20 protein-coding genes are annotated in these 21,674 nt (G+C 66.6%); 6 read left to right on the top strand and 14 right to left on the bottom strand.

Features of this window, described 5'->3' with window-relative positions:
- Positions 1–65: 65 nt before the first annotated feature.
- The gene (locus AC3WTD_RS05415) at positions 66–1,007 is read left to right on the top strand and encodes an MBL fold metallo-hydrolase (RefSeq protein ID WP_492613134.1); all 942 of its coding nucleotides are present in this window, start codon (positions 66–68) and stop codon (positions 1,005–1,007) included.
- 11 nt (positions 1,008–1,018) lie between these two features.
- Here the strand turns inward: AC3WTD_RS05415 and bla are convergent, their stop codons facing one another.
- The 11 genes from bla to cmk form a co-directional block, all read right to left on the bottom strand.
- Positions 1,019–1,897, bottom strand: a complete 879-nt coding sequence (gene bla, locus AC3WTD_RS05410) for a subclass B3 metallo-beta-lactamase (protein ID WP_492613133.1) — start codon at positions 1,895–1,897, stop codon at positions 1,019–1,021.
- A 101-nt stretch (positions 1,898–1,998) separates the two neighbouring features.
- Positions 1,999–2,346: a tRNA-binding protein gene (locus AC3WTD_RS05405; protein WP_492613132.1), complete on the bottom strand. Its 348-nt coding sequence runs from the start codon at positions 2,344–2,346 to the stop codon at positions 1,999–2,001.
- Positions 2,343–3,632 carry an NAD(P)/FAD-dependent oxidoreductase gene (locus tag AC3WTD_RS05400; RefSeq protein ID WP_492613131.1) on the bottom strand — a complete coding sequence of 430 codons (1,290 nt, stop codon included), beginning with the start codon at positions 3,630–3,632 and terminating at the stop codon, positions 2,343–2,345. The genes AC3WTD_RS05405 and AC3WTD_RS05400 overlap by 4 nt, the downstream gene beginning before the upstream one ends.
- Positions 3,633–3,710: 78 nt before the next feature.
- Entirely contained in the window at positions 3,711–4,586 is an 876-nt protein-coding gene (gene galU / locus AC3WTD_RS05395; RefSeq protein ID WP_027492503.1) for a UTP--glucose-1-phosphate uridylyltransferase GalU, read from the bottom strand.
- Complete coding sequence (locus tag AC3WTD_RS05390; RefSeq protein WP_492613130.1) at positions 4,583–6,481, bottom strand: polysaccharide biosynthesis protein; 1,899 nt, start codon at positions 6,479–6,481, stop codon at positions 4,583–4,585. The genes galU and AC3WTD_RS05390 overlap by 4 nt, the downstream gene beginning before the upstream one ends.
- Positions 6,468–7,484: an MraY family glycosyltransferase gene (locus AC3WTD_RS05385; protein ID WP_492613129.1), complete on the bottom strand. Its 1,017-nt coding sequence runs from the start codon at positions 7,482–7,484 to the stop codon at positions 6,468–6,470. Before AC3WTD_RS05385 ends, AC3WTD_RS05390 begins: the two co-directional genes overlap by 14 nt.
- 49 nt (positions 7,485–7,533) lie before the next feature.
- Positions 7,534–8,706, bottom strand: a complete 1,173-nt coding sequence (gene lapB, locus AC3WTD_RS05380; RefSeq protein WP_027492500.1) for a lipopolysaccharide assembly protein LapB — start codon at positions 8,704–8,706, stop codon at positions 7,534–7,536.
- Positions 8,703–8,951 carry a lipopolysaccharide assembly protein LapA domain-containing protein gene (locus tag AC3WTD_RS05375; RefSeq protein ID WP_027492499.1) on the bottom strand — a complete coding sequence of 83 codons (249 nt, stop codon included), beginning with the start codon at positions 8,949–8,951 and terminating at the stop codon, positions 8,703–8,705. The genes lapB and AC3WTD_RS05375 overlap by 4 nt, the downstream gene beginning before the upstream one ends.
- Before the next feature lie 167 nt (positions 8,952–9,118).
- Positions 9,119–9,418 carry an integration host factor subunit beta gene (locus AC3WTD_RS05370; protein ID WP_008436224.1) on the bottom strand — a complete coding sequence of 100 codons (300 nt, stop codon included), beginning with the start codon at positions 9,416–9,418 and terminating at the stop codon, positions 9,119–9,121.
- Positions 9,419–9,496: 78 nt separating this feature from the next.
- A complete protein-coding gene (gene rpsA / locus AC3WTD_RS05365; RefSeq protein ID WP_027492498.1) occupies positions 9,497–11,170 on the bottom strand; it encodes a 30S ribosomal protein S1 in 1,674 nt (557 codons plus the stop codon).
- 176 nt (positions 11,171–11,346) lie between these two features.
- Positions 11,347–12,024: a (d)CMP kinase gene (gene cmk, locus AC3WTD_RS05360; RefSeq protein ID WP_027492497.1), complete on the bottom strand. Its 678-nt coding sequence runs from the start codon at positions 12,022–12,024 to the stop codon at positions 11,347–11,349.
- Positions 12,025–12,135: 111 nt separating this feature from the next.
- Here cmk and AC3WTD_RS05355 point away from each other — a divergent pair, with 111 nt between their 5' ends.
- From AC3WTD_RS05355 to ykgO, 4 genes are all read left to right on the top strand, one after another.
- Positions 12,136–12,393: an acyl-CoA-binding protein gene (locus AC3WTD_RS05355; protein WP_039953753.1), complete on the top strand. Its 258-nt coding sequence runs from the start codon at positions 12,136–12,138 to the stop codon at positions 12,391–12,393.
- A gap of 88 nt (positions 12,394–12,481) precedes the next feature.
- Positions 12,482–14,500: an oxidoreductase gene (locus tag AC3WTD_RS05350; RefSeq protein WP_492613128.1), complete on the top strand. Its 2,019-nt coding sequence runs from the start codon at positions 12,482–12,484 to the stop codon at positions 14,498–14,500.
- A 242-nt stretch (positions 14,501–14,742) separates the two neighbouring features.
- Positions 14,743–15,654 carry a LysR substrate-binding domain-containing protein gene (locus AC3WTD_RS05345; RefSeq protein ID WP_492613127.1) on the top strand — a complete coding sequence of 304 codons (912 nt, stop codon included), beginning with the start codon at positions 14,743–14,745 and terminating at the stop codon, positions 15,652–15,654.
- 62 nt (positions 15,655–15,716) lie between these two features.
- On the top strand, positions 15,717–15,842 hold the full coding sequence (ykgO, locus tag AC3WTD_RS05340) for a type B 50S ribosomal protein L36 (protein ID WP_007508267.1): 126 nt from the start codon (positions 15,717–15,719) through the stop codon (positions 15,840–15,842).
- Positions 15,843–15,928: 86 nt separating this feature from the next.
- Here the strand turns inward: ykgO and greA are convergent, their stop codons facing one another.
- The 3 genes from greA to carA are packed head-to-tail and all read right to left on the bottom strand — an operon-like array spanning position 15,929 to position 20,758.
- A complete protein-coding gene (gene greA / locus AC3WTD_RS05335; protein WP_027492492.1) occupies positions 15,929–16,405 on the bottom strand; it encodes a transcription elongation factor GreA in 477 nt (158 codons plus the stop codon).
- Entirely contained in the window at positions 16,402–19,629 is a 3,228-nt protein-coding gene (gene carB / locus AC3WTD_RS05330) for a carbamoyl-phosphate synthase large subunit (RefSeq protein ID WP_492613126.1), read from the bottom strand. The genes greA and carB overlap by 4 nt, the downstream gene beginning before the upstream one ends.
- Positions 19,622–20,758 (bottom strand): glutamine-hydrolyzing carbamoyl-phosphate synthase small subunit, encoded by a 1,137-nt coding sequence (gene carA, locus AC3WTD_RS05325; protein ID WP_492613125.1) that lies wholly within the window; start codon positions 20,756–20,758, stop codon positions 19,622–19,624. Before carA ends, carB begins: the two co-directional genes overlap by 8 nt.
- A gap of 217 nt (positions 20,759–20,975) precedes the next feature.
- Between carA and AC3WTD_RS05320 the strand changes: the two genes are divergently transcribed.
- Complete coding sequence (locus tag AC3WTD_RS05320) at positions 20,976–21,671, top strand: 2OG-Fe(II) oxygenase (protein WP_027492489.1); 696 nt, start codon at positions 20,976–20,978, stop codon at positions 21,669–21,671.
- Positions 21,672–21,674: the final 3 nt, after the last annotated feature.

Raw genomic sequence — 21,674 nt, 5'->3', positions numbered from 1 at the left:
GGTCCGGGTGCCTGCGCTGCGGCGGCTTGCTACCCTCGACGGATCGTCCGGTTCACGAGGCAGGCATGGCACACACCCACGGCATCCACGGCATCCACGGCATCCACACCATCGACACCGGCTTCGTGCGTCCGCAGTTCGATGCGGCCTACCTGGTGGTCGAGCACGACCGCGGCGCCTTCATCGACTGCGGCACGAACTTCGCTGTGCCGCGCATGCTGGCGGCGCTCGACGAAGCCGGGATTTCCGCCGCCGCGGTGGACTGGCTGATCCTCACCCACGTGCACCTGGACCACGCCGGCGGCGCCGGCGAGCTGATCGCAAGGCTGCCGAACGCGCAGCTGGTGGTGCACCCGCGCGGCGCCCGTCACATGATCGATCCGTCGGCGCTGTGGGCCGGCGCCAGCGCGGTGTACGGCGAGTCGGTGATGGAGCAGACCTACGGGCGGCTGCGCCCGATCCCGGCCGAGCGGGTGACCGCGGTGCCGGACGGACACGTGGTGGATCTGGCCGGTCGTCCGCTGCGCTGCCTTGACACCCCCGGCCACGCGAAGCACCACCTCACCGTATACGACGAGCGCGCCGCCGTGTGCTTCACTGGCGACGTATTCGGCCTCTCCTACCACGATTTCGATACCAAGAACGGCCCGTTCATCCTGCCCACCACATCGCCGGTGCAGTTCGATCCGCCCGCGCTGCATGCGTCGATCGAGCGCTTGCTCGCGCTGAAGCCCGAGGCGATGTACCTCACCCACTATGGCCAGGTGGAGGGCGTCGAACGGCTGGCGGCCGATCTGCACGTGCAGATCGACGCGATGGTCGCGCTGGCCCGCGCCGCGCACGGCCGGCCCGACCGGCACGCTGCGCTGATGGAATCGCTCACCGAGCTCTACGCCGCCCGCGCCGAAGCCCATGGCTGGCAGCAGGGCCGCGACGCGCTGCGTCAGCTGCTGGGCATGGACATCGAGCTGAACGCACAGGGGCTGGAGGTATGGCTGGACCGCTGATCGGCAGCGGCTCACTTGCCTGTTGTGCGTGCTTCTTGCCGCTCCTTCGTCAGTCGTTCCTCGAAACGTGGCTCCGCCGCCGCGGCGTAGCTGCGGCAGGCGCCGGTATCGATCAAGGCGGCGGACGAACGCTTGCGATCGCGTGCGGCAACCTTCTGCATGAAGCCGCTGGCCTCCGGATGCGGGGTGATCAGGATGTCGCAAGGCAGACCGGCGACGGTCGCGAAGGACTGGCGGAAAGCCGCGACCCGGGCGAGCTCGTCGCTGTAGCGGAAGCTCTCGCGGCTGAGTGCAGTGAGGCTGTCGACATAGGCCAGCGACAGGCAGCGCCCCGCTTCGCACGAGCGCCAGGTCCACGAGGTGCTGCCCGTGGTGTGGCCGGGCGTGTAATGCGCCGTGACGGCGATCGAGCCTGCCTGCGCCGCTGCACCGTCGGCCACCACCTTGACCGGCGTGACCGCCGGGTAGCGCGGCGCCATGCCGTACTGGGGATCGTCCGGGTCGCCGCCGCCTAGGCGTAGCGCCTTCGCACCGGCCGCGCTGGCCGCCACCGTGGCGCCGCTGTCGCGCGCCAGCCGGGCGATGGCCCCGGCGTGGTCGGAATGGGCGTGCGAGTTGAGGATCAGCCTGACGTCGCGCAGACGGAAACCGAGCGCGCGGATGTTCGCCTCGATCTGCGCCGCGTTGCCTTCCAGCGTGCCGTCGATCAGCACGTGGCCCTGCGGCGAGGTGATCAGGATCGCGCTCAGCCCTTGCGTGCCCACGTACCAGCTGTTGCCGTAGATGTGGAACGGCTGCTGCGGCTGGCTCCAGCTCGCCTGCTGCGCCTGCGCCAGGCTGGCCAGAGAAAGGCCAGCGCCGATCCACAGCGTGCGGATGATGCGGTTCATGCGCGAGCTCCATGACCGGACGGGACCGTCATGGTGGCTGGCGATGGCGAACAGGTGCTGGCACGTTGCAGGCAAATTGCGGGCAACGTGCCGTGATCGGCTCAGGCCAGCCGGGTGCCGTTCGGTACCGGGCGTTCGATCGCGGTGAGCACCACGCCCGCGTCGGTGGGAAAGCCGGTCAGCAGGAACTGCGAGCGGAACGGGCCGATCTGCTTTTCGGGGAAGTTGATCACCCCCACGACCTGCCGCCCCAGCAGATCCTCGGCTTGGTACAGCGCGGCAATTTGCGCGCTGGTCTTCTTCTCGCCGTAGGGGCCGAAATCCACCCAGACCTTCCACGCCGGCTTGCGCGCCGCGGGAAACGGATCCACCTTCGTCACCGTACCGGCGACGATCAGCACCTGCTCGAAATCGGCCCAGCTGATCTCGGGGTGATTCACTTCGCTCATCCTTCCAGCCTCGTCTTCAGACAATCGCGGCTCTGCTGCCACCAGTAACTGGCCTGTGCCGCAAGATAACCGAACGGGCGATGGGTGCTGCCCAGGCCGTAGTCGGCGAACTGTTGCCAGCGGTCGTCGCCTTCGGCGATCGCCGCCGCCAGCAGTTCGCCGGCGACACAGGTCGGCGCCAGCCCGTGCCCGCCGAAGGCCTGCGCCCACCACAGGCCGCGGCCGTCGCCGCCGATCTGCGGCATCTGGTGCCGCGCGTAGCTCATCAGGCCCGACCAGGCGTGGTCGACTCGCACGCCATCCAGTTGCGGGAACACCCGCAGCAGGTCTTTCATCAGCAACCGCTGCACTCCGCGCGGCGAGCGGTTGAGCACCGAGATGCGCCCGCCCCACAGCAGGCGGGTATCCGGCAGCGCGCGGTAGTAGTCGAAGGCGAAGCGGCTGTCGTAGATCGCCGCGTGGGTGTGCAGGCAGTCGTCCAGCCGCACGCCGAGCGGCTCGGTCACCATCACGTAGGTGGCGATCGGCAGGATCGCGCGGTCGATCGTTTTCTGCAGGCCGGCCAGGTAGCCGCCGCAGGCCAGCACTACCTGGTCGGCCAGCAGGTCGCCTTGCGCCGTGCGCAGGCGCCACCGCATGCCCTCGCGCACGAGGCTGCGCACACCGCTGTACTCATGGATGCGCACGCCCTTCCCGGCTGCCGCGGCGGCCAGGCCGATCGCGTAGTTGAGCGGGTGCAGGTGCAGCGCATCGCGCTCGTACAGGCCGTCGTGGTAACGCTCGCTGCGGATGCGCGCGCGCAATTCGGTTTCGGGCAGCCACTGCCAATGTACGCCGTAATGGTCGCCCAGCAACTGCTGGCGCTGGCGCAACACGGCCGGATCGCGGAACCAGTTGGCCCAGATCACCCCTTCGTCGACCATGTCGCAGGCGATCGAATGATCGGCGACGCGCTGGCGGATGCGCCCGACCGCCTCGGTGGTGAGTTTGAACAGCGCCTGCGCGCGCGCCTCGCCCAACTGGTCGAGCAGCGTTTGCTCGCCCAGCGAATAGCCGGCGAAGACGAAGCCGCCGTTGCGGCCGGAGGCGCCGAAGCCGACCTGCTCGTGCTCCAGCAGCACCACCTCGCGCACGCCACGCTCGGCCAGCCCCAGCGCAGTGTTCAGGCCGGCGAAGCCGCCGCCGATCACCGCAACGCGCGCCTGCGTGCTGCCCTGGAGCGGTTGCCAGGCCGGATACGGCGTGGCGGTGGCGCGATAGTAGGACGTGGCCGAGGGGGACTTCATGCTGCAGCGATGAGCGACGCCGGTGTCCGTGACGTAGTGGGCACGGCCTTCATGGCCGCGCGTTGTGGCCGCCGTGGTTCAAAGCTGGCCAAGGAACTCTCGCACGGTGGGCGCAAGCTTCGGATCCTGCATCGCCATGTGCATGGTGGCGCGCACCAGCCCGGCCTTGTTGCCGCAGTCGAAGCGGGTGCCTTCGAAGCGGTAGGCCAGTACCTTGCCTTGCTCCTTCAGCAACGCATCGATGGCGTCGGTGAGCTGGATCTCGCCGCCGGCGCCGGGCGTGGTCTGCTCCAGCAGCTGGAAGATGCGGCCCGGCAGCACGTAGCGGCCAACCACGGCCAGATTCGACGGTGCGTCGGCCGGCTTGGGCTTCTCCACCATGTGGCGGATCTGCGCGCTGCGCTCGTCGACCGGCACGGCATCGACGATGCCGTACTTGTCGGTCTGGTCGCGCGGCACTTCCTCCACCGCGATCACCCCGGCCTGCTGCGCATCGGCGAGCTCCGCCATCTGCCGCAGCGCGCCCTTGCCGGCACCGTTCCAGATCAGGTCGTCCGGCAGGATCACGCCGAACGGCTCGTCGCCGACCACGGGCTTGGCGCACAGCACGGCATGGCCCAGGCCGAGCGCCTCGGGCTGGGTCACGAAGATCGCCCGCACGTGCCGCGGCAAGGTGCCCTGCACCAGTGCCAGCAGCTCGGCCTTGCCCTTCTCTTGCAGTTTCGACTCCAGCTCGTAGGCCTTGTCGAAGTAGTCGGCGATCGCATGCTTGTAGCGGTTGGTGACGAAGACCAGGGTGTCGGCACCTGCATCCACCGCCTCGTCGACGGCATACTGGATCAGCGGCTTGTCGAGCACCGGCAGCATTTCCTTGGCGACCACCTTGGTCGCCGGCAGGAAGCGCGTGCCGAGTCCGGCCACGGGAAACACCACTTTGCGCAGGGGCTTGCTCACTCATTGATCTCCGGGTTGGCGCGGCGGATCGACACCACGTTGTCCGGATGCACCGTTTCGCTCCAGCGGAACGAAGGCAGCAGGCTGGATACGCAGCGGCGAAGTTCTTCCTCATTGAAAACATCGGCCGCCTCGGCGGCCTTGCACAGCATGGCCTGCAGCAACTCCCACGACACTTCGCGATGCTGCGCCAGGAAGATCTTGGCGTGCGCGGTGGCGCTGTAGTTCTCCAGCGGATGGAACAGTTCCTCGAACAGCTTCTCGCCCGCACGCAGGCCGGTGTACACGATCGGTATCTCGCTGCCCGGCTTCTTGCCGGCGAGGCGGATCATCTGCTCGGCCAGATCGCGGATCTTCACCGGCTCACCCATGTCCAGCGCGAAGATCTCGCCGCCCTTGCCGATGCTCGCGGTCTGCAGGATCAGCTGGCAGGCCTCGGGAATGGTCATGAAGTAGCGCGAGATCTCCGGGTGCGTCACGGTAACCGGGCCGCCCTCGCGGATCTGCCGCCGGAACAGCGGCACCACCGAACCGGCCGAATCCAGCACGTTGCCGAAACGCACCGTCATGAAGCGCGTGGCGGTGTGCGCATCGAGATTCTGGCAATAGATCTCCGCGACGCGCTTGCACGCGCCCATCACGCTGGTCGGGTTGACCGCCTTGTCGGTGGAGATCAGCACGAAGCATTCCACGCCGACCGCGCAGGCCGCATCGGCCACCGTGCGCGTGCCCAGTGCATTGTTGCGGAACGCCGTGCGCAACTGGTCCTGCAGCAGCGGCACATGCTTGTAGGCGGCGGCATGGAACACCACCTGCGGCCGGAAGTCCGCGAAGGCCTTGCGCATGGCGGCCTCGTCGCCGCAGTTGGCCAGGATGCCGTCGAAGATCAGCTCGGGGAAATCCGCGCGCAGCTCCTGGCTGATCCGGTACAGGTTGTACTCGCTCTGTTCGACCACGGTGAGCGACTGTGCGCCCAGCCGGGCCACCTGGCGGCACAGCTCCGAGCCGATCGAGCCGCCGCCGCCGGTGACCAGCACGCGGCGCCCGCTCAGGGTTTCGCGAATCGCGGTCCAGTCCAGTTCCACCGTGTCGCGGCCGAGCAGGTCCTCGATCGCCACTTCCTTGATCTGGTTGAACTGGGCGCGGCCGGCCACCACGTCTTCCAGCCGCGGCACCGTCCGGTACGGCAGGTCGGTGGCGTCGCACAGCGAGACCACCCGCCGCATCTCGGCGGTCGAGGCGCCGGGCAGCGCGATCAGCAGCATGTCGACCGCCACTTCGCGGGCGACCTCGGGCAGCTGGTCGAACCGCCCGAGCACCGGGTGACCGTTGATACTGGCGCCGCGCAGGCTGGGGTTGTCGTCGACGAAACCGACCACGCCGTAGCGGTTGTCGCGCTGCAGGTCGCGCGAGAGTACTTCGCCGGCCCGGTCGGCGCCGACGATCAGCACGCGCTTGGCGACCTGGTTCTGCAGCAGGTCGTTGCGGCTGTCCTTCCAGTAGCGATAGGCCAGGCGCGGTACCCCCAGCAGCGCGGCAAGCAGCAACGGGTAGAGCACCAGCACCGAGCGCGGAACCCCTTCCAGCCGGTTGTAGAGGAACAGCGACACGCCGATGAACAGCGAGCCGACGACCACGGCGCGCGCAATGTTCCACAAATCCGGCAGGCTGGCGAAACGCCAGACGCTGCGGTACAGCCCGGTCCAGCGGAAGATCAACCCCTGCACCAGCAGCACGATCGGAAACTCGAACAGCCGGAAACTGAAGATCTCGTCGGGTTTCAGCGCATACCGCAGCAGCTTGGCGATCCACCAGGCGAGCGCGGCCATGGCCAGGTCGTGCAGCACGACAGCGATACGCGGATGGATGAAGCCGACAAGCCTACGCAGCGACATGGGTTACCTTGGGCAGATGGCGTCGCAGGCAGCGACGTTTCAGCGCCAGCCAGGCGACTGCCGCTGCAAGATAGACAGCCATGGTAATCGGCAGCGCCATGTACAGATGACTCCAGGCCAACCAGGCCGAAGGTGCCGCGACCAGCAGGTTCCAGCCCATATAGATCATGTCCGAGCGTGCGTGAGTTCCCCCGCGTCGCACCAGCCACTGGTAGAGGTGTTCGCGATGGGCAGTGTACCAGCGCCGCCCGCGCCACATGCGGGTCAGCAGGGTCAGGCTGGCATCCGCCACGAAGGCGGATGACAGGATCAGCGCCGGCCACAACCACGAGGGATCGACGCGCCACAGCATGGCACTGAAGGCGAAGATCAGCAGGCCCACGCTGCCGCTGCCGACGTCGCCCATGAAGATCCGCGCCGGCGGCCGGTTGAAGCACCAGAAGCCCAGCGCCGATGCCGCAAAGACCGCCGCCGCCAGCGCAGATTGCCCCGCTGCGACAGCCAGCCCGGCCAGGCCGGCGCCCACGAAGATCGCCTGCTGCGCCAGCAGGCCATCGATGCCGTCCATGAAGTTGTGCAGGTTGATGCTCCAGGCGCCGGCGATCAGCAGCAGCGGCATCCACCATCCCGACAAGCCGGTAGTCAGCAGGCCCAGCGAAAACAGGCCCACCGCCAGCAATTGGACGCCCAGTCGCGGCAGGATCGGCAGCGAGCGGTGGTCGTCCCACCAGCCAGCCAGCGCCACCAGCACCAGCGCGGCGAGCAGGCTGGCGATCACGCTTGCCGGCCACGCCGCCGGCGGATGCCGCAGCACGCCCGGCAGACACACCAGCATGGCCACGACGATGCCGATGCCACCGCCGCGCGGGGTGGGCAGGCGATGCGAGCGGCGTGGCCCGGGCTGGTCCAGCATGCCGCGCCGCTGCGCGTAGCCGATCGCGCCGCGCACCAGCAGCAGGGTGATCGACAAGCTGGCCAGCAACCATCCGATGGTCGTGTACATGCTCACTTCAATGGGCTCACTGCAATGGGCTCACTTCACTCGGCTCATTTCACTCACTGGCGACGCCGTGGATCGGCCGGATCGTGCTCCAGCTCTTGCAACTGGGGCATTGCCAATGATGCGCCTTGGCACCGAAACCGCAGCGGCTGCAGCGGTACATCGCCTGGCCTTCCAGCAGCTTGCGGGTGAGATCGCGCAGGATCAGAAAATTCTCGCGCGCCTCGCCTTCGATCTTGTCCATGGTGGCGTCGATCAGGGCCATCAGTCCACGCACCGATGGCCGCTTGCGCAATTGTGCGGTCAGGAAGTCGATCGCCGCCCGCTCGCCATCGCGCTGGCGGTACAGGTGGGTCAGCGCCAGCACCGGCGACACGCCGTGGTAGCGCCCGAGCATGTCGTGCAGGAAATGTTCCGCGCGTTCCATCTGCTGCGAACGGGCGTAGCTGTTGAGCAGCGGCGGCAGGATATCCGGGGTGAAGGCGATATCAGCCTTGATCGCTGCCTCGTAGGCAGCGACCGCCTCGGCGTGCTGGCCGTCCTCGGACAGCAGGCGGCCGGTCAGCATGAAGGCGCGCACGCAGCCGGGCTGGCACTCGAACGCCTGGCGCAGGTAGTCGCGCGCCTCGGCGCGGGCGCCGTGCTGGCGCGAGCGGTCGGCCAGCTCGCAGTAGAACTGGGCGATCATCGGCGCCTCGTCCTCACCGGTCATCACTTCCAGCCGCCGCGCGTGCTCGATCGCCTTGTGCCAGTCACGCTCGTGCTGGTAGATCGCGATCAGGTGGCGCAGCGCCGACGGCGCGTGTGCATCCATCGCCACCAGGTCGGAGAACAGCGCCTCGGCACGATCCAGCAGGCCGGCACGCATGTAATCCTCGCCCAGCTCCAGCAAGGCCACCGTCTTCATCGCATCGGTCAGACCCGGCCGTGAAACCAGGTGCTGGTGCAGCCGGATCGCGCGGTCCACTTCGCCGCGGCGGCGGAACAGGTTGCCCAGCGCCAGGTGCGTCTCGACCGTGTCGCGGTTGTACTCGGCCAGCTTGAGGAAGACCTCGATCGCCTTGTCCTGCTCTTCGTTGAGCAGGTAGTTCAGGCCGCGGAAATAGTCCGAGGACAGTTCGCTGACCTCGGCACCGGAACGGCGCGCATCAGCCTGACGGGAAGCCCACCAGCCCAGCACGAAGGCAGCCGGCACCAGCGGAACCAGTACATACAGGAGATTCATGGTTTGGCCGGCGACTGCTTGTCCGCGCGGGGTTGCCGGCGGCGTTGGCGCATGCTTGCACCGAGCCAGGCGGTGAGCCCGCCCAGCAGCCAGCCGATCACCAGCGCCCCCAGCAGGGCGGCACCCTTGGGCAACTGCATCCGGACAAACGCGAAGTCGTAACCGACCAGGTCGGCATTGAGCGCACCCAGCACGACGCCGGCGGCAACGAAGATCACGAGAACGATGATGGCGAGCAGTCGCATGGCCAAGACTTTACCCGATTGGTCGTGACAGGCACAGGCAGCACCGGCCGCCTCGTGCGGCAGCGCTTCATCGCGGGCCAGCGGTCGCCTGGCGGCAGGCAACAAAAAGGCAGGACCAACTTGCGTCGCCTGCCTTCGATTGGTTTTCCGGTGTGGCGGCCAGGATATCAGGCGGTTTTCTGCTCCAGATCCTGGTTGACGCGCTCGCGCAATTCCTTGCCCGGCTTGAAATGCGGAACGTGCTTGCCGGGCAGCGCCACGGCCTCGCCCGTCTTGGGGTTGCGCCCCATGCGCGGCGGCCGGTAATGCAGCGCAAAGCTGCCGAAGCCGCGCACCTCGATGCGTTCGCCGTGAGCGAGGGCATGGCTCATCTGCTCGATGACGCTCTTGACGGCCATCTCGACGTCCGCGAACGCAAGATGGGTCTGGCGCCTGGCGAGCGCCTCGATCAATTCGGATTTAGTCATGGGGCCCCAATGTCCGTGACATGAAACAACGGGGCGACGGCGATGAGCCGCCGCCCCGTATCAGGCTGCTGCAGGCGCTCAGTCGGCCTTGTTGAACTGCTCCTTGAGCAGCGCACCAAGCTTGGTCGTACCGCTGGCCGCGGACGAATAATCCACCGACGTGTCGGGTGCATCTTCCTCGTCCTTGGCGCGGATCGAGAGCGCCAGCTGGCGACCCTTGCGATCCATGCCGGTGAACTTGGCCTCGACCTTGTCGCCCACCTTCAGGTGCTGGGTGGCGTCGTCGATGCGTTCCTTGGCGATGTCGTTGGCGCGCAGGTAACCCTCCACGCCTTCGCCCAGGTCGATCACGGCGCCCTTCGCGTCGACTTCCTTGACGGTGCCGGTAACGATGCTGCCGCGCGGATTCGCCGCCATGAACTGGCCGAACGGATCCTGCTCCATCTGCTTGATGCCGAGGCTGATGCGCTCGCGCTCCGGATCCACCGCCAGCACCACGGCCTCGATCTCGTCGCCCTTCTTGAAGTTGCGCACGAGGTCTTCGCCGGACATCTGCCAGGAGATGTCGGACAGGTGCACCAGGCCGTCGATGCCGCCGTCCAGGCCGATGAACACGCCGAAGTCGGTGATCGACTTGATCTGGCCGGAGACCTTGTCGCCCTTCTTGTGCATGGCGGCGAACGCTTCCCACGGGTTGGAGCGCGTCTGCTTGATGCCCAGCGAGATGCGGCGACGCTCTTCATCCACGTCCAGCACCATCACTTCGGTCTCGTCGCCGACCTGCACCACCTTGGCCGGGTTGACGTTCTTGTTGGTCCAGTCCATCTCGGACACGTGCACCAGGCCTTCCACGCCCGGCTCGATCTCGACGAAGCAGCCGTAATCGGTGACGTTGGAGACCTTGCCGAACAGGCGGCTGCCGACCGGGTAGCGACGGGCGATGGCGACCCACGGGTCGTCGCCCAGCTGCTTCAGGCCCAGCGAGACGCGGTTGCGCTCCTTGTCGTACTTCAGCACGCGCACGTCCAGCTCGTCGCCGACGTTGACCACTTCGGACGGATGACGCACGCGCTTCCACGCCATGTCAGTGATGTGCAGCAGGCCGTCGATGCCGCCCAGGTCCACGAACGCGCCGTAGTCAGTGAGGTTCTTGACCGTGCCCTTGACCACGGCGCCCTCGGTCAGGCGCTCCAGCAGCTTCTCGCGCTCCTCGGAGAACTCGGTCTCGACGACGGCGCGGCGGCTGACCACCACGTTGTTGCGCTTGCGGTCCAGCTTGATGATCTTGAACTCGAGTTCCTTGCCCTCGAGGTAGACCGGGTCGCGCACCGGGCGCACGTCGACCAGCGAGCCCGGCAGGAACGCGCGGACGTCCTTGATGTCGACGGTGAAACCACCCTTGACCTTGCCGGAGATCATGCCGACGATGGTCTCTTCCTTGTCGAACGCCTGCTCCAAGTCGTCCCACACCATCGAGCGCTTGGCTTTCTCGCGCGACAGCTTGGTCTCGCCGAAACCGTCTTCCAGGGCTTCGAGGGCTACCTTCACCTCGTCGCCCACCTGCACTTCCAGCACGCCGCTCTCGCTCTTGAACTGCTCGATCGGGACGATGCCTTCGCTCTTCAGGCCGGCATTGATCACGACGACGTCGTTGCGGATTTCCACCACGATGCCGGTGACGATGGCACCGGGCTTCAGCTTGGAAATGGCCTGCTGGCTCTGTTCAAACAGTTCGGCAAAACTTTCAGTCATGTTGATTCCATAGTGGGAAAAGACCGTCGCCCGTTGCGCCTGGTTGAGTGTTGCGCACGGACTTTCCGGTCCACCGGTTGTGGGTGTTTTCGGGTGGTTCCGCAGAACCGACCGTCGACACCATGGGCCAAAACCCCCTGCCACGGCAGGGGCACAGAAGCCGCCGCGCAATCCGCTCAGGACTGCACGACGGCAAGTACTTTCGCGACGACCTCGTCGATACCCATGCCGGTGGTATCCACCAGCACGGCATCTTCGGCAGGCTTGAGCGGCGCAACCGCACGTGATGCATCGCGGCTGTCACGCGCCTCAATTTCTCGCTGAAGGCCGCCAAGTGTAACGTTGAGTCCCTTTTCCTTCAACTGCTTATAGCGCCTTTTCGCCCGTTCGGCGGCGCTCGCGGTGAGGAAAACCTTGTGCGCGGCATCCGGGAAGATCACCGTGCCCATGTCGCGCCCATCGGCGACCAGCCCAGGCGCCCTGCGGAAACCCAGTTGCAGCGCCACCAAGGCCTCGCGCACCGACGACATCGAGGCGATCGCCGAGGCCGCCGCTCCGGCGGTTTCGGTGCGCAGCTCGTCGGTGGCGTCGTGGCCGTTGACGATCACCCGGGTCTCGCCGCCGCTGGCGGCGCGGAACTGGATCTTCGTGCCCTGCGCGCAGCGGGTCACCGCCTCCACGTCCGACAGGTCCAGCCCTTCCGCGCCGGCGGCGTAGCCCACCGCGCGGTACAGCGCCCCGGAGTCCAGCAGCCGCCAGCCCAGCCGCTCGGCCACCAGCGCGCTGACGGTGCCCTTGCCCGATCCCGACGGCCCGTCAATGGTGAGTACGGGAACGGCGGGAGCATGGCTCATGGCGGAGTCCTGGGCTGGCTGGAGAAGCGGCAGTTTAACGCGTTGACCCTATTGGGAACGCGTGCTATCTAGCCGGTCTCCCCTGTCCGCCAGCCCTGCCCGCACCGCCTTATGACCGACCTTCGCCGCGAGTTCGAGCAGGCTGCCAGAGACATTCGGCGATTGGCCAGGCGCCCGGACAACGACACCTTGCTGAAGCTCTATGCGCTCTACAAGCAGGGCTCGGAGGGCGATCTCAAGCGGGCGCAGCCCGGTTTCTTCGATTTCGTCGGCACCGCCAAGCATGAAGCCTGGGCGCAGCTGAACGGGGTTCCCGAGGAAGAGGCCATGCGGCGCTACATCGCGCTGGTCTACCAACTGCTGGCCTGAGGCCTGCGGCGGCTTGCACACGCGGCGCTTGCTTTCAAACGCCGAATCCCGGCACATTCATACGGCCGTTTGAATTTCAGGGGGTCGCATGAATTACCCGAAGCTGTTCGCTCCGCTCGACCTGGGTCACATCACCCTGCCCAACCGCATCCTGATGGGCTCGATGCACACCGGGTTGGAGGACAAAGCCCGCGACTACGACAAGCTGGCCGCGTATTTCGCCGAACGTGCCCGCGGCGGCGTCGGGCTGATGGTCACCGGTGGCATCTCACCGAGCATCGAGGGCTGGCTGAAGCCATTCGGCGGCCGCCTCACCCTGCCCTGGCACAAGCCGCGGCATCGCAAGCTGACCCGTGCCGTGCACGCCGAAGGCGGGCGTATCTGCCTGCAGATCCTGCATGCCGGCCGCTATGGCTATCACCCGCTGTCGGTGGCGCCATCGAGAATCAAGTCGCCGATCACCCCGTTCACGCCGCGGGCGCTCAGCACCCGCGGGGTGGAGCGCACCATCGGCGATTTCGTGCGCTGCGCGAGGCTGGCACAGGACGCCGGCTACGACGGCGTCGAGGTGATGGGTTCGGAAGGCTATCTGATCAACGAATTCATCGCCGCACGCACCAACCAGCGCAACGATGCCTGGGGCGGCGACGCCGCGCGGCGCATGCGTTTTCCGGTCGAGATCGTGCGCCGTACGCGCGAGGCGGTGGGCCGCGATTTCATCATCATCTACCGCCTGTCGATGCTCGACCTGGTCGAAGGCGGCCAGGACTGGGAGGAGGTCGCCAGCCTGGCCAGGGCGGTGGAGGCGGCCGGCGCCAGCATCATCAACACCGGCATCGGCTGGCACGAGGCGCGCGTGCCGACCATCGTCACCAGCGTGCCGCGCGCCGGCTTCGCCTGGGTGACGCAGAAGCTCAAGGGCGAGGTGGCGATCCCGCTGGTCGCCACCAACCGCATCAACATGCCGGACGTGGCCGAACGCATCCTCGCCGAGGGTGAGGCTGACATGGTCTCGATGGCGCGCCCGCTGCTGGCCGACCCGGCCTGGGCGAACAAGGCGAAGGCCGGGCGCAGCGAGCGCATCAACACCTGCATCGCCTGCAACCAGGCCTGCCTTGACCATGTGTTCCAGAACAAGCGCGCCAGCTGCCTGGTCAACCCGCGCGCCTGCTATGAGACCGAGCTGAAGATCGAAGCCAGTGCTGCGCGCAAGCGCATCGCCGTGGTCGGCGCGGGCCCGGCCGGCATGGCCTGTGCTGCCACCCTGGGCGAACGCGGCCATGCGGTGACCCTGATCGACCAGGCCGGCGAAATCGGCGGCCAATTCAACTACGCCAAGCAGATCCCGGGCAAGGAAGAATTCCACGAGACGCTGCGCTATTTCCGCCACCGACTGCAGGATGTCGGCGTCGGCGTCCGGCTCGGTCAGGCGGCGGACGCTGCCTCGCTGCGTGCCGGCGGCTACGACGAGGTGGTGATCGCCACCGGCATCACGCCGCGTCGGGTGAGCTTTCCCGGCAGCGACGATCCGCGCGTGCTGGGCTATCTCGATGTGCTGGCCCGACACCATCCGGTGGGTGCCCGGGTGGCGATCATCGGCGCTGGCGGCATCGGCTTCGACGTGGCCGAGTTCCTGGTCGAGCACGCGCCATCCCCCACCACCGACGTGGTTCGCTGGACCCGCGAATGGGGCGTGGACCTGCAGCTGCGGCAGCGCGGCGGCCTGCAACCGCCGCATCCGGAAGCACCGGCACGTCAGGTCTGGTTGCTCCAGCGCAGCGAGGGGCGTCCCGGTGCGCGGCTCAACAAGACGACCGGCTGGGTACACCGCGCCACACTCAAGACGAAGCGGGTGACCATGCTGGGCAAGGTCGGTTATGAGCGTTTCGACGACCAGGGGCTGCACATCACCGTCGACGGCAAGCCGCAAGTCCTGCCGGTCGAGCACGTGGTGGTCTGTGCCGGCCAGGAGCCGAACCGCAGCCTCGCCGACGAACTGATCTCGATCGGCATGAAGGTGCACGTGATCGGTGGCGCCGACGTGGCCGCCGAGCTGGACGCCAAGCGCGCCATCGCCCAGGGCACCCGCGTGGCCAGCGAAATCTAGACGCCGGCACCGTTGCCATCGGGCAGCGGTGCCGGTCATGCAAAAGAAAGCGCCCCGCAGGGAAGACGCATCAACATGGGTTCAGGGGGGGAGTTGAACCAGATGTTGTATTTAGCGTCGCTGCGGGGCGAGGGCCGCCGCCACTAGGGGGGAGGGGAAGTGGCGGGACGGAAGTGATTTTATGATCGACGGAATAAAGTATCTAATATATATTTAGAACGTTATTTATTTCATATCACTATATGTTTGATCTTCGCCAATTACGCTACTTCGTCGCTGTCGCGGAAGAACTGAGCTTCACCCGCGCCGCGCTGAGACTGCACCTTTCCCAGCCTCCGCTATCGCAACAGATCCAGTCGCTGGAGCAGGATCTGGGCGTGCGCCTGCTGGAACGCACCAAACGCAGCGTGGCGCTCACCGAACCCGGCCGGGTGTTCCTTGAACAGGCCCGGCAGATCCTGGCCAAGGTGGATGAGGCGCGCAACCAGACGGTGGCCGCTGCCGCGGGTTACACCGGCCAGTTGCGGCTGGCCTACACCGTTTCGGTCTCGTTCCACCCGGTCATGCCACGGACCTTGCTGCGTTTTGGCCAGATCGCTCCCGACGTGCGCCTGCAACTGAACGAGATGTACACCGAACCGCAGTTTGCAGCCCTGCTCGCCGGCAGGATCGACGTCGGCTTTGTCCGCGACGAGCCGGTGCAGCCGCAGTACGCCCGCGACCTGCGCTTCAGCGTGATCGACCGCGAACCGCTGCTGCTTGCGCTGCCCGCGGGCCATCCGCTGGCTGGCCGCAGCCGCCTGCACCTGGCCGAAGTGGCCGGCGACGCGTTCGTGTCGCAACCGCGCGAACTTGCCGCCACGCTCTATGACCGGCTGGTGAAACTGGCGACGCAGGCCGGCTTCCAGCCGACGATCACCCAGCACGCCCAGCAGATCACCGGCCTGCTGGCCCTGGTGGCCGCCGGCTTGGGGCTGGCCCTGGTGCCGGCCAGCATGCGTGCCGTGCGCCTGGTCGGGGTTTGCTACGTGCCGCTGGAAGATTCCGATGCCTATCTGTTGCTGGCCGTGGCTTCCAGGACCGACGACCATTCCCCCGCCCTGCAGCAATTCCTGGCCACGGTGGCGCAAACCGCCCTCACGCCGGACTTGTGAGCAGCCACGCCGCCCGCTATACTTACGCGCTTACATTTTTAGTCTAGTGTCAGGAGCTGGCCGTGAAGGTGCTTAACTCTTTGAAGTCCGCCAAGGCGCGGCATCGCGACTGCAAGGTTGTGCGTCGTCGCGGCAAGGTGTTCGTGATCTGCAAGAGCAACCCCCGTTTCAAGGCTCGCCAGCGCTGAGCCCAGCCTGACGATGTCACAAAAAAGGCCGCGAAAGCGGCCTTTTTTGCGAGTGATCTCCGGCCAGCGGCGGTGCTGGCCGGAGATCATTCGTAGCGGACGTCGATGATCTCGTAGTGCTTGACGCCGTTCGGGGCGGTGAATTCGAAGCTGTCGCCGGCGCTCTTGCCGATCAGCGCGCGGGCGATCGGCGAGGACACCGCGATCAGCCGCTGCTTGATGTCCGCCTCCAGGTCGCCGACGATCTGGTAGGTCACCGTGGCGCCGGAGTCCTCGTCCTCCAGGTCCACCGTGGCGCCGAACACCACCTTGCTGCCGGCGCTCAGCCTCACCACGTCAATGACCTCGGCGGTCGACAGCAGCGCTTCCAGCTGCGCGATGCGTCCCTCGGTGAAGCTCTGCAGCTCACGCGCGGCGTGGTACTCCGCATTCTCCTTGAGGTCGCCGTGGGCGCGGGCTTCGGCGATCGCCGCGATGATACGCGGGCGTTCGACCGACTTCAGCCGCTCCAGCTCGGCGCGCAGGCGCTCGGAACCGGTCTTGGTAATCGGGGCGCGACTCATGCGTTTAGCTCCTTGTGCAGATCCTGCAGGCTGTGTACCTCACCGTCGCCGTGGAAATCCAGCGAATGCACCAGCGCGCGGGCACCGGCCACCGTGGTGGAATAGGTGACGCGATGCTGCAGCGCCTCGCGCCGGATCGAGAACGAATCGGCGATCGCCTGCTTGCCCTCGGTGGTGTTGACGATGTAGACGATCTCGCCGTTCTTGATCAGGTCGACGATGTGCGGACGGCCTTCGAGCACTTTGTTGACCCGTTCGCAGGCCACGCCGTGCCCGGTCAGGTAGCTGGCGGTACCGGCGGTGGCCACCACGCTGAAGCCGCGCGCGATGATTTCCCTGGCGACCGGCAGCAGGCGGTCCTTGTCGGCGTCACGCACCGACAGGAACGCCTTGCCGATCACCGGTGTCTTGATCCCGGCCGCCTCGTGGCCACGCGCGAAGGCCGCGCCGAAGCTGCGCCCCACGCCCATCACCTCGCCGGTCGAGCGCATCTCGGGGCCGAGGATCGGGTCGACATTCTGGAACTTCAGGAACGGGAAGACCGCCTCTTTCACCGAGTAATACGAGGGAATCACCTCGCGCGTCGCGCCCAGGGCGACCAGCGAGCGGCCTGCCATCACGCGGGCGGCGATCTTGGCCAGCGACACGCCGGTGGCCTTGGACACGAACGGCACCGTGCGCGAGGCACGCGGATTCACTTCCAGGATGTAGACAGTGTCGCCCTGGATCGCGAACTGCGTGTTCATCAGGCCGATGACCTTCAGCTCTTTCGCCATCGCGCTGACCTGGCGGCGCATTTCGTCCTGGATTTTCGCGCTCAGCGAATATGGCGGCAGCGAGCACGAAGAATCGCCCGAGTGCACGCCAGCCTCCTCGATGTGCTCCATGATGCCGCCGATCAGCACGGTGCCTTCGGCATCGGCAATCACGTCCACGTCGACCTCGACCGCATGGTCGAGGAAGCGGTCCAGCAGCACCGGCGAATCGTTCGACACCTTCACCGCATCACGGATGTAGCGCGACAGGTCGGCGTCGTCGTGCACCACTTCCATCGCGCGGCCGCCGAGCACGTAGCTCGGGCGCACCACCAGCGGGTAACCGATCTCGCGGGCCAGCGCCAGCGCCTCGTCGGCGTTGCGCGCGGTGCGGTTGGGCGGCTGCTTCAGACCGATCTTCTCGATCATGTGCTGGAAGCGCTCGCGGTCCTCGGCCAGGTCGATCGAATCGGGGCTGGTGCCGATGATCGGCACGCCGGCTGCCTCCAGCGCGCGCGCCAGCTTCAGCGGGGTCTGCCCGCCGTACTGCACGATCACGCCCTTGGGCTTTTCCACGTGGACGATTTCCAGCACGTCCTCCAGCGTCACCGGTTCGAAGTAAAGCCGGTCGGAGGTGTCGTAGTCGGTCGACACCGTTTCCGGGTTGCAGTTGACCATGATGGTTTCGTAACCATCCTCGCGCAGCGCCAGCGACGCGTGCACGCAGCAGTAGTCGAACTCGATGCCCTGCCCGATCCGGTTCGGGCCGCCGCCGAGCACGATGATCTTGTCGCGGCCGGTCGGTGCCGCCTCGCATTCTTCCTCGTAGGTCGAATACATGTAGGCGGTGCTGGTGGCGAACTCGGCCGCGCAGGAGTCCACCCGCTTGTACACCGGGCGCACGCCCAGGGTCTGCCGCAGGTGGCGCACGGCGGCTTCGTCGCTGCCGATCAGCTCGGCAATGCGCGCGTCGGCGAAACCGAGTCGCTTGAGTTCGCGCAGCCGCGGCGCATCGAGCGCGGTGATGCCCTGCCTGGTGATTTCCGCCTCGGTCTGCACGATGTCCTCAAACGCAGCGAGGAACCACGGATCGATCCGGCTGAGCTCGAACACTTCTTCCAGCGAGAGTCCGGCACGGAACGCGTCGGCCAGGTGGAACACGCGATCGGGCCGCGGCTCGCGCAACTCCCGCTTGAGCACGGCCAGCCCGTCGTCGGTGCCCAGGTCCAGGCCGGTCGGGTTGAGGCCGGTCTTGCCGATCTCCAGCCCACGCAAGGCCTTCTGCAGCGATTCGTGGAAGCTGCGCCCGATCGCCATCACTTCGCCGACCGATTTCATCTGCGTGGTCAGGCGGGCGTCGGCCGCCGGGAATTTCTCGAAGGCGAAACGTGGAATCTTGGTGACCACGTAGTCGATCGACGGCTCGAACGAGGCCGGCGTGCGACCGCCGGTGATGTCGTTCTTCAGCTCGTCCAGCGTGTAGCCCACCGCCAGCTTGGCGGCGACCTTGGCGATCGGGAAGCCGGTAGCCTTCGACGCCAGCGCGGACGAACGCGACACGCGCGGGTTCATCTCGATCACCACCACGCGACCGTCGACGGGGTTGACGCCGAACTGGACGTTGGAGCCGCCGGTGTCCACGCCGATCTTGCGCAGCACCGCGATGGAGGCATCGCGCAGGCGCTGGTATTCCTTGTCGGTGAGGGTCTGCGCCGGCGCCACGGTGATCGAGTCGCCGGTGTGCACGCCCATCGGGTCGAGATTCTCGATGGCGCAGATGATGATGCAGTTGTCCGCGGTGTCGCGGACCACTTCCATCTCGTACTCCTTCCAGCCCAGTACCGATTCGTCGATCAGCACTTCGTGGGTGGGTGACATCTCCAGGCCGCGCTTGACGATGGCCTCGAACTCCTCCTTGTTGTAGGCGATGCCGCCGCCGGTGCCGCCCAGCGTGAAGCTGGGCCGGATGATCACCGGGAAGCCGAGCCTGGCCTGGATCTCCACCGCGTGCTCGAAATTCCTGGCCACGTCCGACTTCGGGCTCTCCAGCCCAATCTCGGTCATCGCCCGCTTGAACAGCTCGCGGTCCTCGGCCATGCGAATGGCTTCGCGCCGGGCGCCGATCAGTTCGACGTGGTACTTCTCCAGCACACCGTGATCGGCCAGGTCCAGCGCGCAATTCAGCCCGGTCTGGCCGCCCATGGTCGGCAGCACCGCGTCAGGGCGCTCCTTGGCGATGATGCGCTCCACCGTCTGCCAGTTGATCGGCTCGATGTACACCGCGTCGGCGGTGTCCGGGTCGGTCATGATGGTGGCCGGGTTGGAGTTCACCAGGATCACCCGGTAACCCTCTTCCTTCAACGCCTTGCACGCCTGCGCGCCGGAGTAGTCGAACTCGCAGGCCTGGCCGATCACGATCGGGCCGGCGCCGATGATGAGGACACTCTTGATGTCGGTACGCTTAGGCATGGGTGCGGGCCTCCTGCATCAGTGCGGCGAAACGTTTGAACAGATAACCCATGTCGAGCGGGCCGGGGCTTGCTTCGGGATGGCCCTGGAAGCAGAACGCGGGTCGGTCGGTCAGCGCGAAGCCCTGCAGCGATCCGTCGAACAGCGAGACGTGGGTGACCCGCACGTTCGCCGGCAGTGTGGCCGGATCCACCGCGAAGCCATGGTTCTGGCTGGTGATCAGCACCCGGCCGTCGTCCAGATCCTTCACCGGATGATTCGCGCCGTGATGGCCGAACTTCATCTTCAGCGTCTTGCCGCCCAGCGCCAGGCCCATCAACTGGTGGCCGAGACAGATGCCGAACAGCGGGATCTTCGCCTCGAGGAACTGGCCGGTTGCCGCGATGGCGTAGTCGCAGGCCGCCGGATCGCCGGGGCCGTTGGACAGGAACACGCCATCGGGTTGCATGGCGAGCACCTCGGCGGCAGGCGTCTGCGCCGGCACCACGGTGACCTCGCAGCCCTGCTCGGCGAGCAGGCGCAGGATGTTGAGCTTGGTGCCGAAGTCGTAGGCGACCACCTTGAAGCGCATTGCGGGCTGGTTGAACGCGGTGCGGTCGAGGTCGTACACGCCCTCCTTCCACACGTACGGCGCGGCGGTGCTGACCACCTTGGCCAGGTCCATGCCGTTCAGGCCGGGAAACGCGCGGGCCTTGGCTAGCGCAGCATCTGCGTCGACCTGCTCACCGGCCACGATGCAGCCGGCGAGCGCGCCCTTGTCGCGCAGGATGCGGGTCAGCCGGCGGGTGTCGATGCCGGCGATCGCGACCGTGCCGTGGCGCTTCAGGTAATCGGGCAGGCTCTCGGTGCTGCGCCAGCTGCTGGCGCGGCGCGGCAGGTCGCGCACGATCAGCCCGGCCGCGTGCACGGTGGTGGATTCGGCGTCTTCGGCGTTGACGCCGGTGTTGCCGATGTGCGGATAGGTCAGCGTGACGATCTGGCGTGCATAGGAAGGATCGGTGAGGATCTCCTGGTAACCGGTCATGGCCGTGTTGAAAACCACCTCGCCGACGGTTTCGCCGGTGGCACCAACGGCATGGCCGCGAAAGACGCTGCCGTCTTCGAGGGCCAGCAGGGCAGGAATAGGCATCGGGGTAACCGCCTTTTGGATACAGCAAAGTCCGCAAGCCGCACTATCGCTGGCTTGTGGAGTTTGGTGGGGAAAGAAATTCGGGCGGGTAGAAATGATAAGCGGCGGGGCCGTTTCTGTCCACCTCAGGGAACGTGAATCCGTGAATTCTGTGGCTCTTACGCACCTCGCTGGCGGCGTACACTAAGCCACTTGTCTTGTTCGAGGCCGATGCCCCATGAGTGCCGCCGTACTGCTCGATCCCGCTCGTCTCGATCGCCCGGATACCACGGTGCAGCACCAGCCTTTCCCGTTCATGATGGCGCACGGTCAACTGCCGGACGAAGTGCGCGATGACCTGGATCGCGACTTTCCCCGCTACACCAGCGCCGGCTTTTTTCCCTACGACCCGGCCGACTGCGGCCCGAGCGTCAACGCGCTGATCGACAACATGACCGCGCCGACGTTTGCCCGCGCCATCGGCGAGCGCCTGGGCGTCGACCACCTCGAGCAGTACCCCACCCTGGTGACGCTGTGCCGCCTGCTCAACAAGCGCCACGGCACCATCCACACCGACAGCAAGTCCAAGGTGGTCACCGCGCTGATCTACCTGAACCCGCGATGGCCGGACACCAGCGATGGCTGCCTGCGCTTCCTGCGCAGCATCGACGACATCGACAGCGTCGTGGTGCCGGAGCTGGCTCCGCTCTACGGCGAGTTCGCGGTGTTCAAGCGTTGCGAGAACTCCTTCCATGGCCACCTGCCCTATGAAGGCGAGCGGCGGGTGATTCAGGTGGCCTGGTTGACCAGCGAGGAGGAGAAGCGGCGCAAGACGAAACGCGGCAAATTCTCGCGCGTGTTCAAGAAACTGTTCGGCCGTTTCGACACCAGGCTGGGCGCAGGCCGCGATCGCAGCGCTTCGCATCGCGACTGAGCC

The organism is Rhodanobacter sp. FW106-PBR-R2A-1-15, from assembly GCF_058789735.1.
The sequence above is the reverse complement of the archived record's forward strand: the minus strand, read 5'-3'. Positions and strand labels throughout refer to the sequence as shown.

Coding starts and splice junctions, on each gene's coding strand:
- AC3WTD_RS05415 (WP_492613134.1), top strand. CDS start 66: ATGGCACACACCCACGGCATCCACGGCATCCACGGCATCCACACCATC.
- bla (WP_492613133.1), bottom strand. CDS start 1,897: ATGAACCGCATCATCCGCACGCTGTGGATCGGCGCTGGCCTTTCTCTG.
- AC3WTD_RS05405 (WP_492613132.1), bottom strand. CDS start 2,346: ATGAGCGAAGTGAATCACCCCGAGATCAGCTGGGCCGATTTCGAGCAG.
- AC3WTD_RS05400 (WP_492613131.1), bottom strand. CDS start 3,632: ATGAAGTCCCCCTCGGCCACGTCCTACTATCGCGCCACCGCCACGCCG.
- AC3WTD_RS05390 (WP_492613130.1), bottom strand. CDS start 6,481: ATGTCGCTGCGTAGGCTTGTCGGCTTCATCCATCCGCGTATCGCTGTC.
- AC3WTD_RS05385 (WP_492613129.1), bottom strand. CDS start 7,484: ATGTACACGACCATCGGATGGTTGCTGGCCAGCTTGTCGATCACCCTG.
- lapB (WP_027492500.1), bottom strand. CDS start 8,706: ATGAATCTCCTGTATGTACTGGTTCCGCTGGTGCCGGCTGCCTTCGTG.
- AC3WTD_RS05375 (WP_027492499.1), bottom strand. CDS start 8,951: ATGCGACTGCTCGCCATCATCGTTCTCGTGATCTTCGTTGCCGCCGGC.
- AC3WTD_RS05370 (WP_008436224.1), bottom strand. CDS start 9,418: ATGACTAAATCCGAATTGATCGAGGCGCTCGCCAGGCGCCAGACCCAT.
- rpsA (WP_027492498.1), bottom strand. CDS start 11,170: ATGACTGAAAGTTTTGCCGAACTGTTTGAACAGAGCCAGCAGGCCATT.
- cmk (WP_027492497.1), bottom strand. CDS start 12,024: ATGAGCCATGCTCCCGCCGTTCCCGTACTCACCATTGACGGGCCGTCG.
- AC3WTD_RS05355 (WP_039953753.1), top strand. CDS start 12,136: ATGACCGACCTTCGCCGCGAGTTCGAGCAGGCTGCCAGAGACATTCGG.
- AC3WTD_RS05350 (WP_492613128.1), top strand. CDS start 12,482: ATGAATTACCCGAAGCTGTTCGCTCCGCTCGACCTGGGTCACATCACC.
- AC3WTD_RS05345 (WP_492613127.1), top strand. CDS start 14,743: ATGTTTGATCTTCGCCAATTACGCTACTTCGTCGCTGTCGCGGAAGAA.
- greA (WP_027492492.1), bottom strand. CDS start 16,405: ATGAGTCGCGCCCCGATTACCAAGACCGGTTCCGAGCGCCTGCGCGCC.
- carB (WP_492613126.1), bottom strand. CDS start 19,629: ATGCCTAAGCGTACCGACATCAAGAGTGTCCTCATCATCGGCGCCGGC.
- carA (WP_492613125.1), bottom strand. CDS start 20,758: ATGCCTATTCCTGCCCTGCTGGCCCTCGAAGACGGCAGCGTCTTTCGC.
- AC3WTD_RS05320 (WP_027492489.1), top strand. CDS start 20,976: ATGAGTGCCGCCGTACTGCTCGATCCCGCTCGTCTCGATCGCCCGGAT.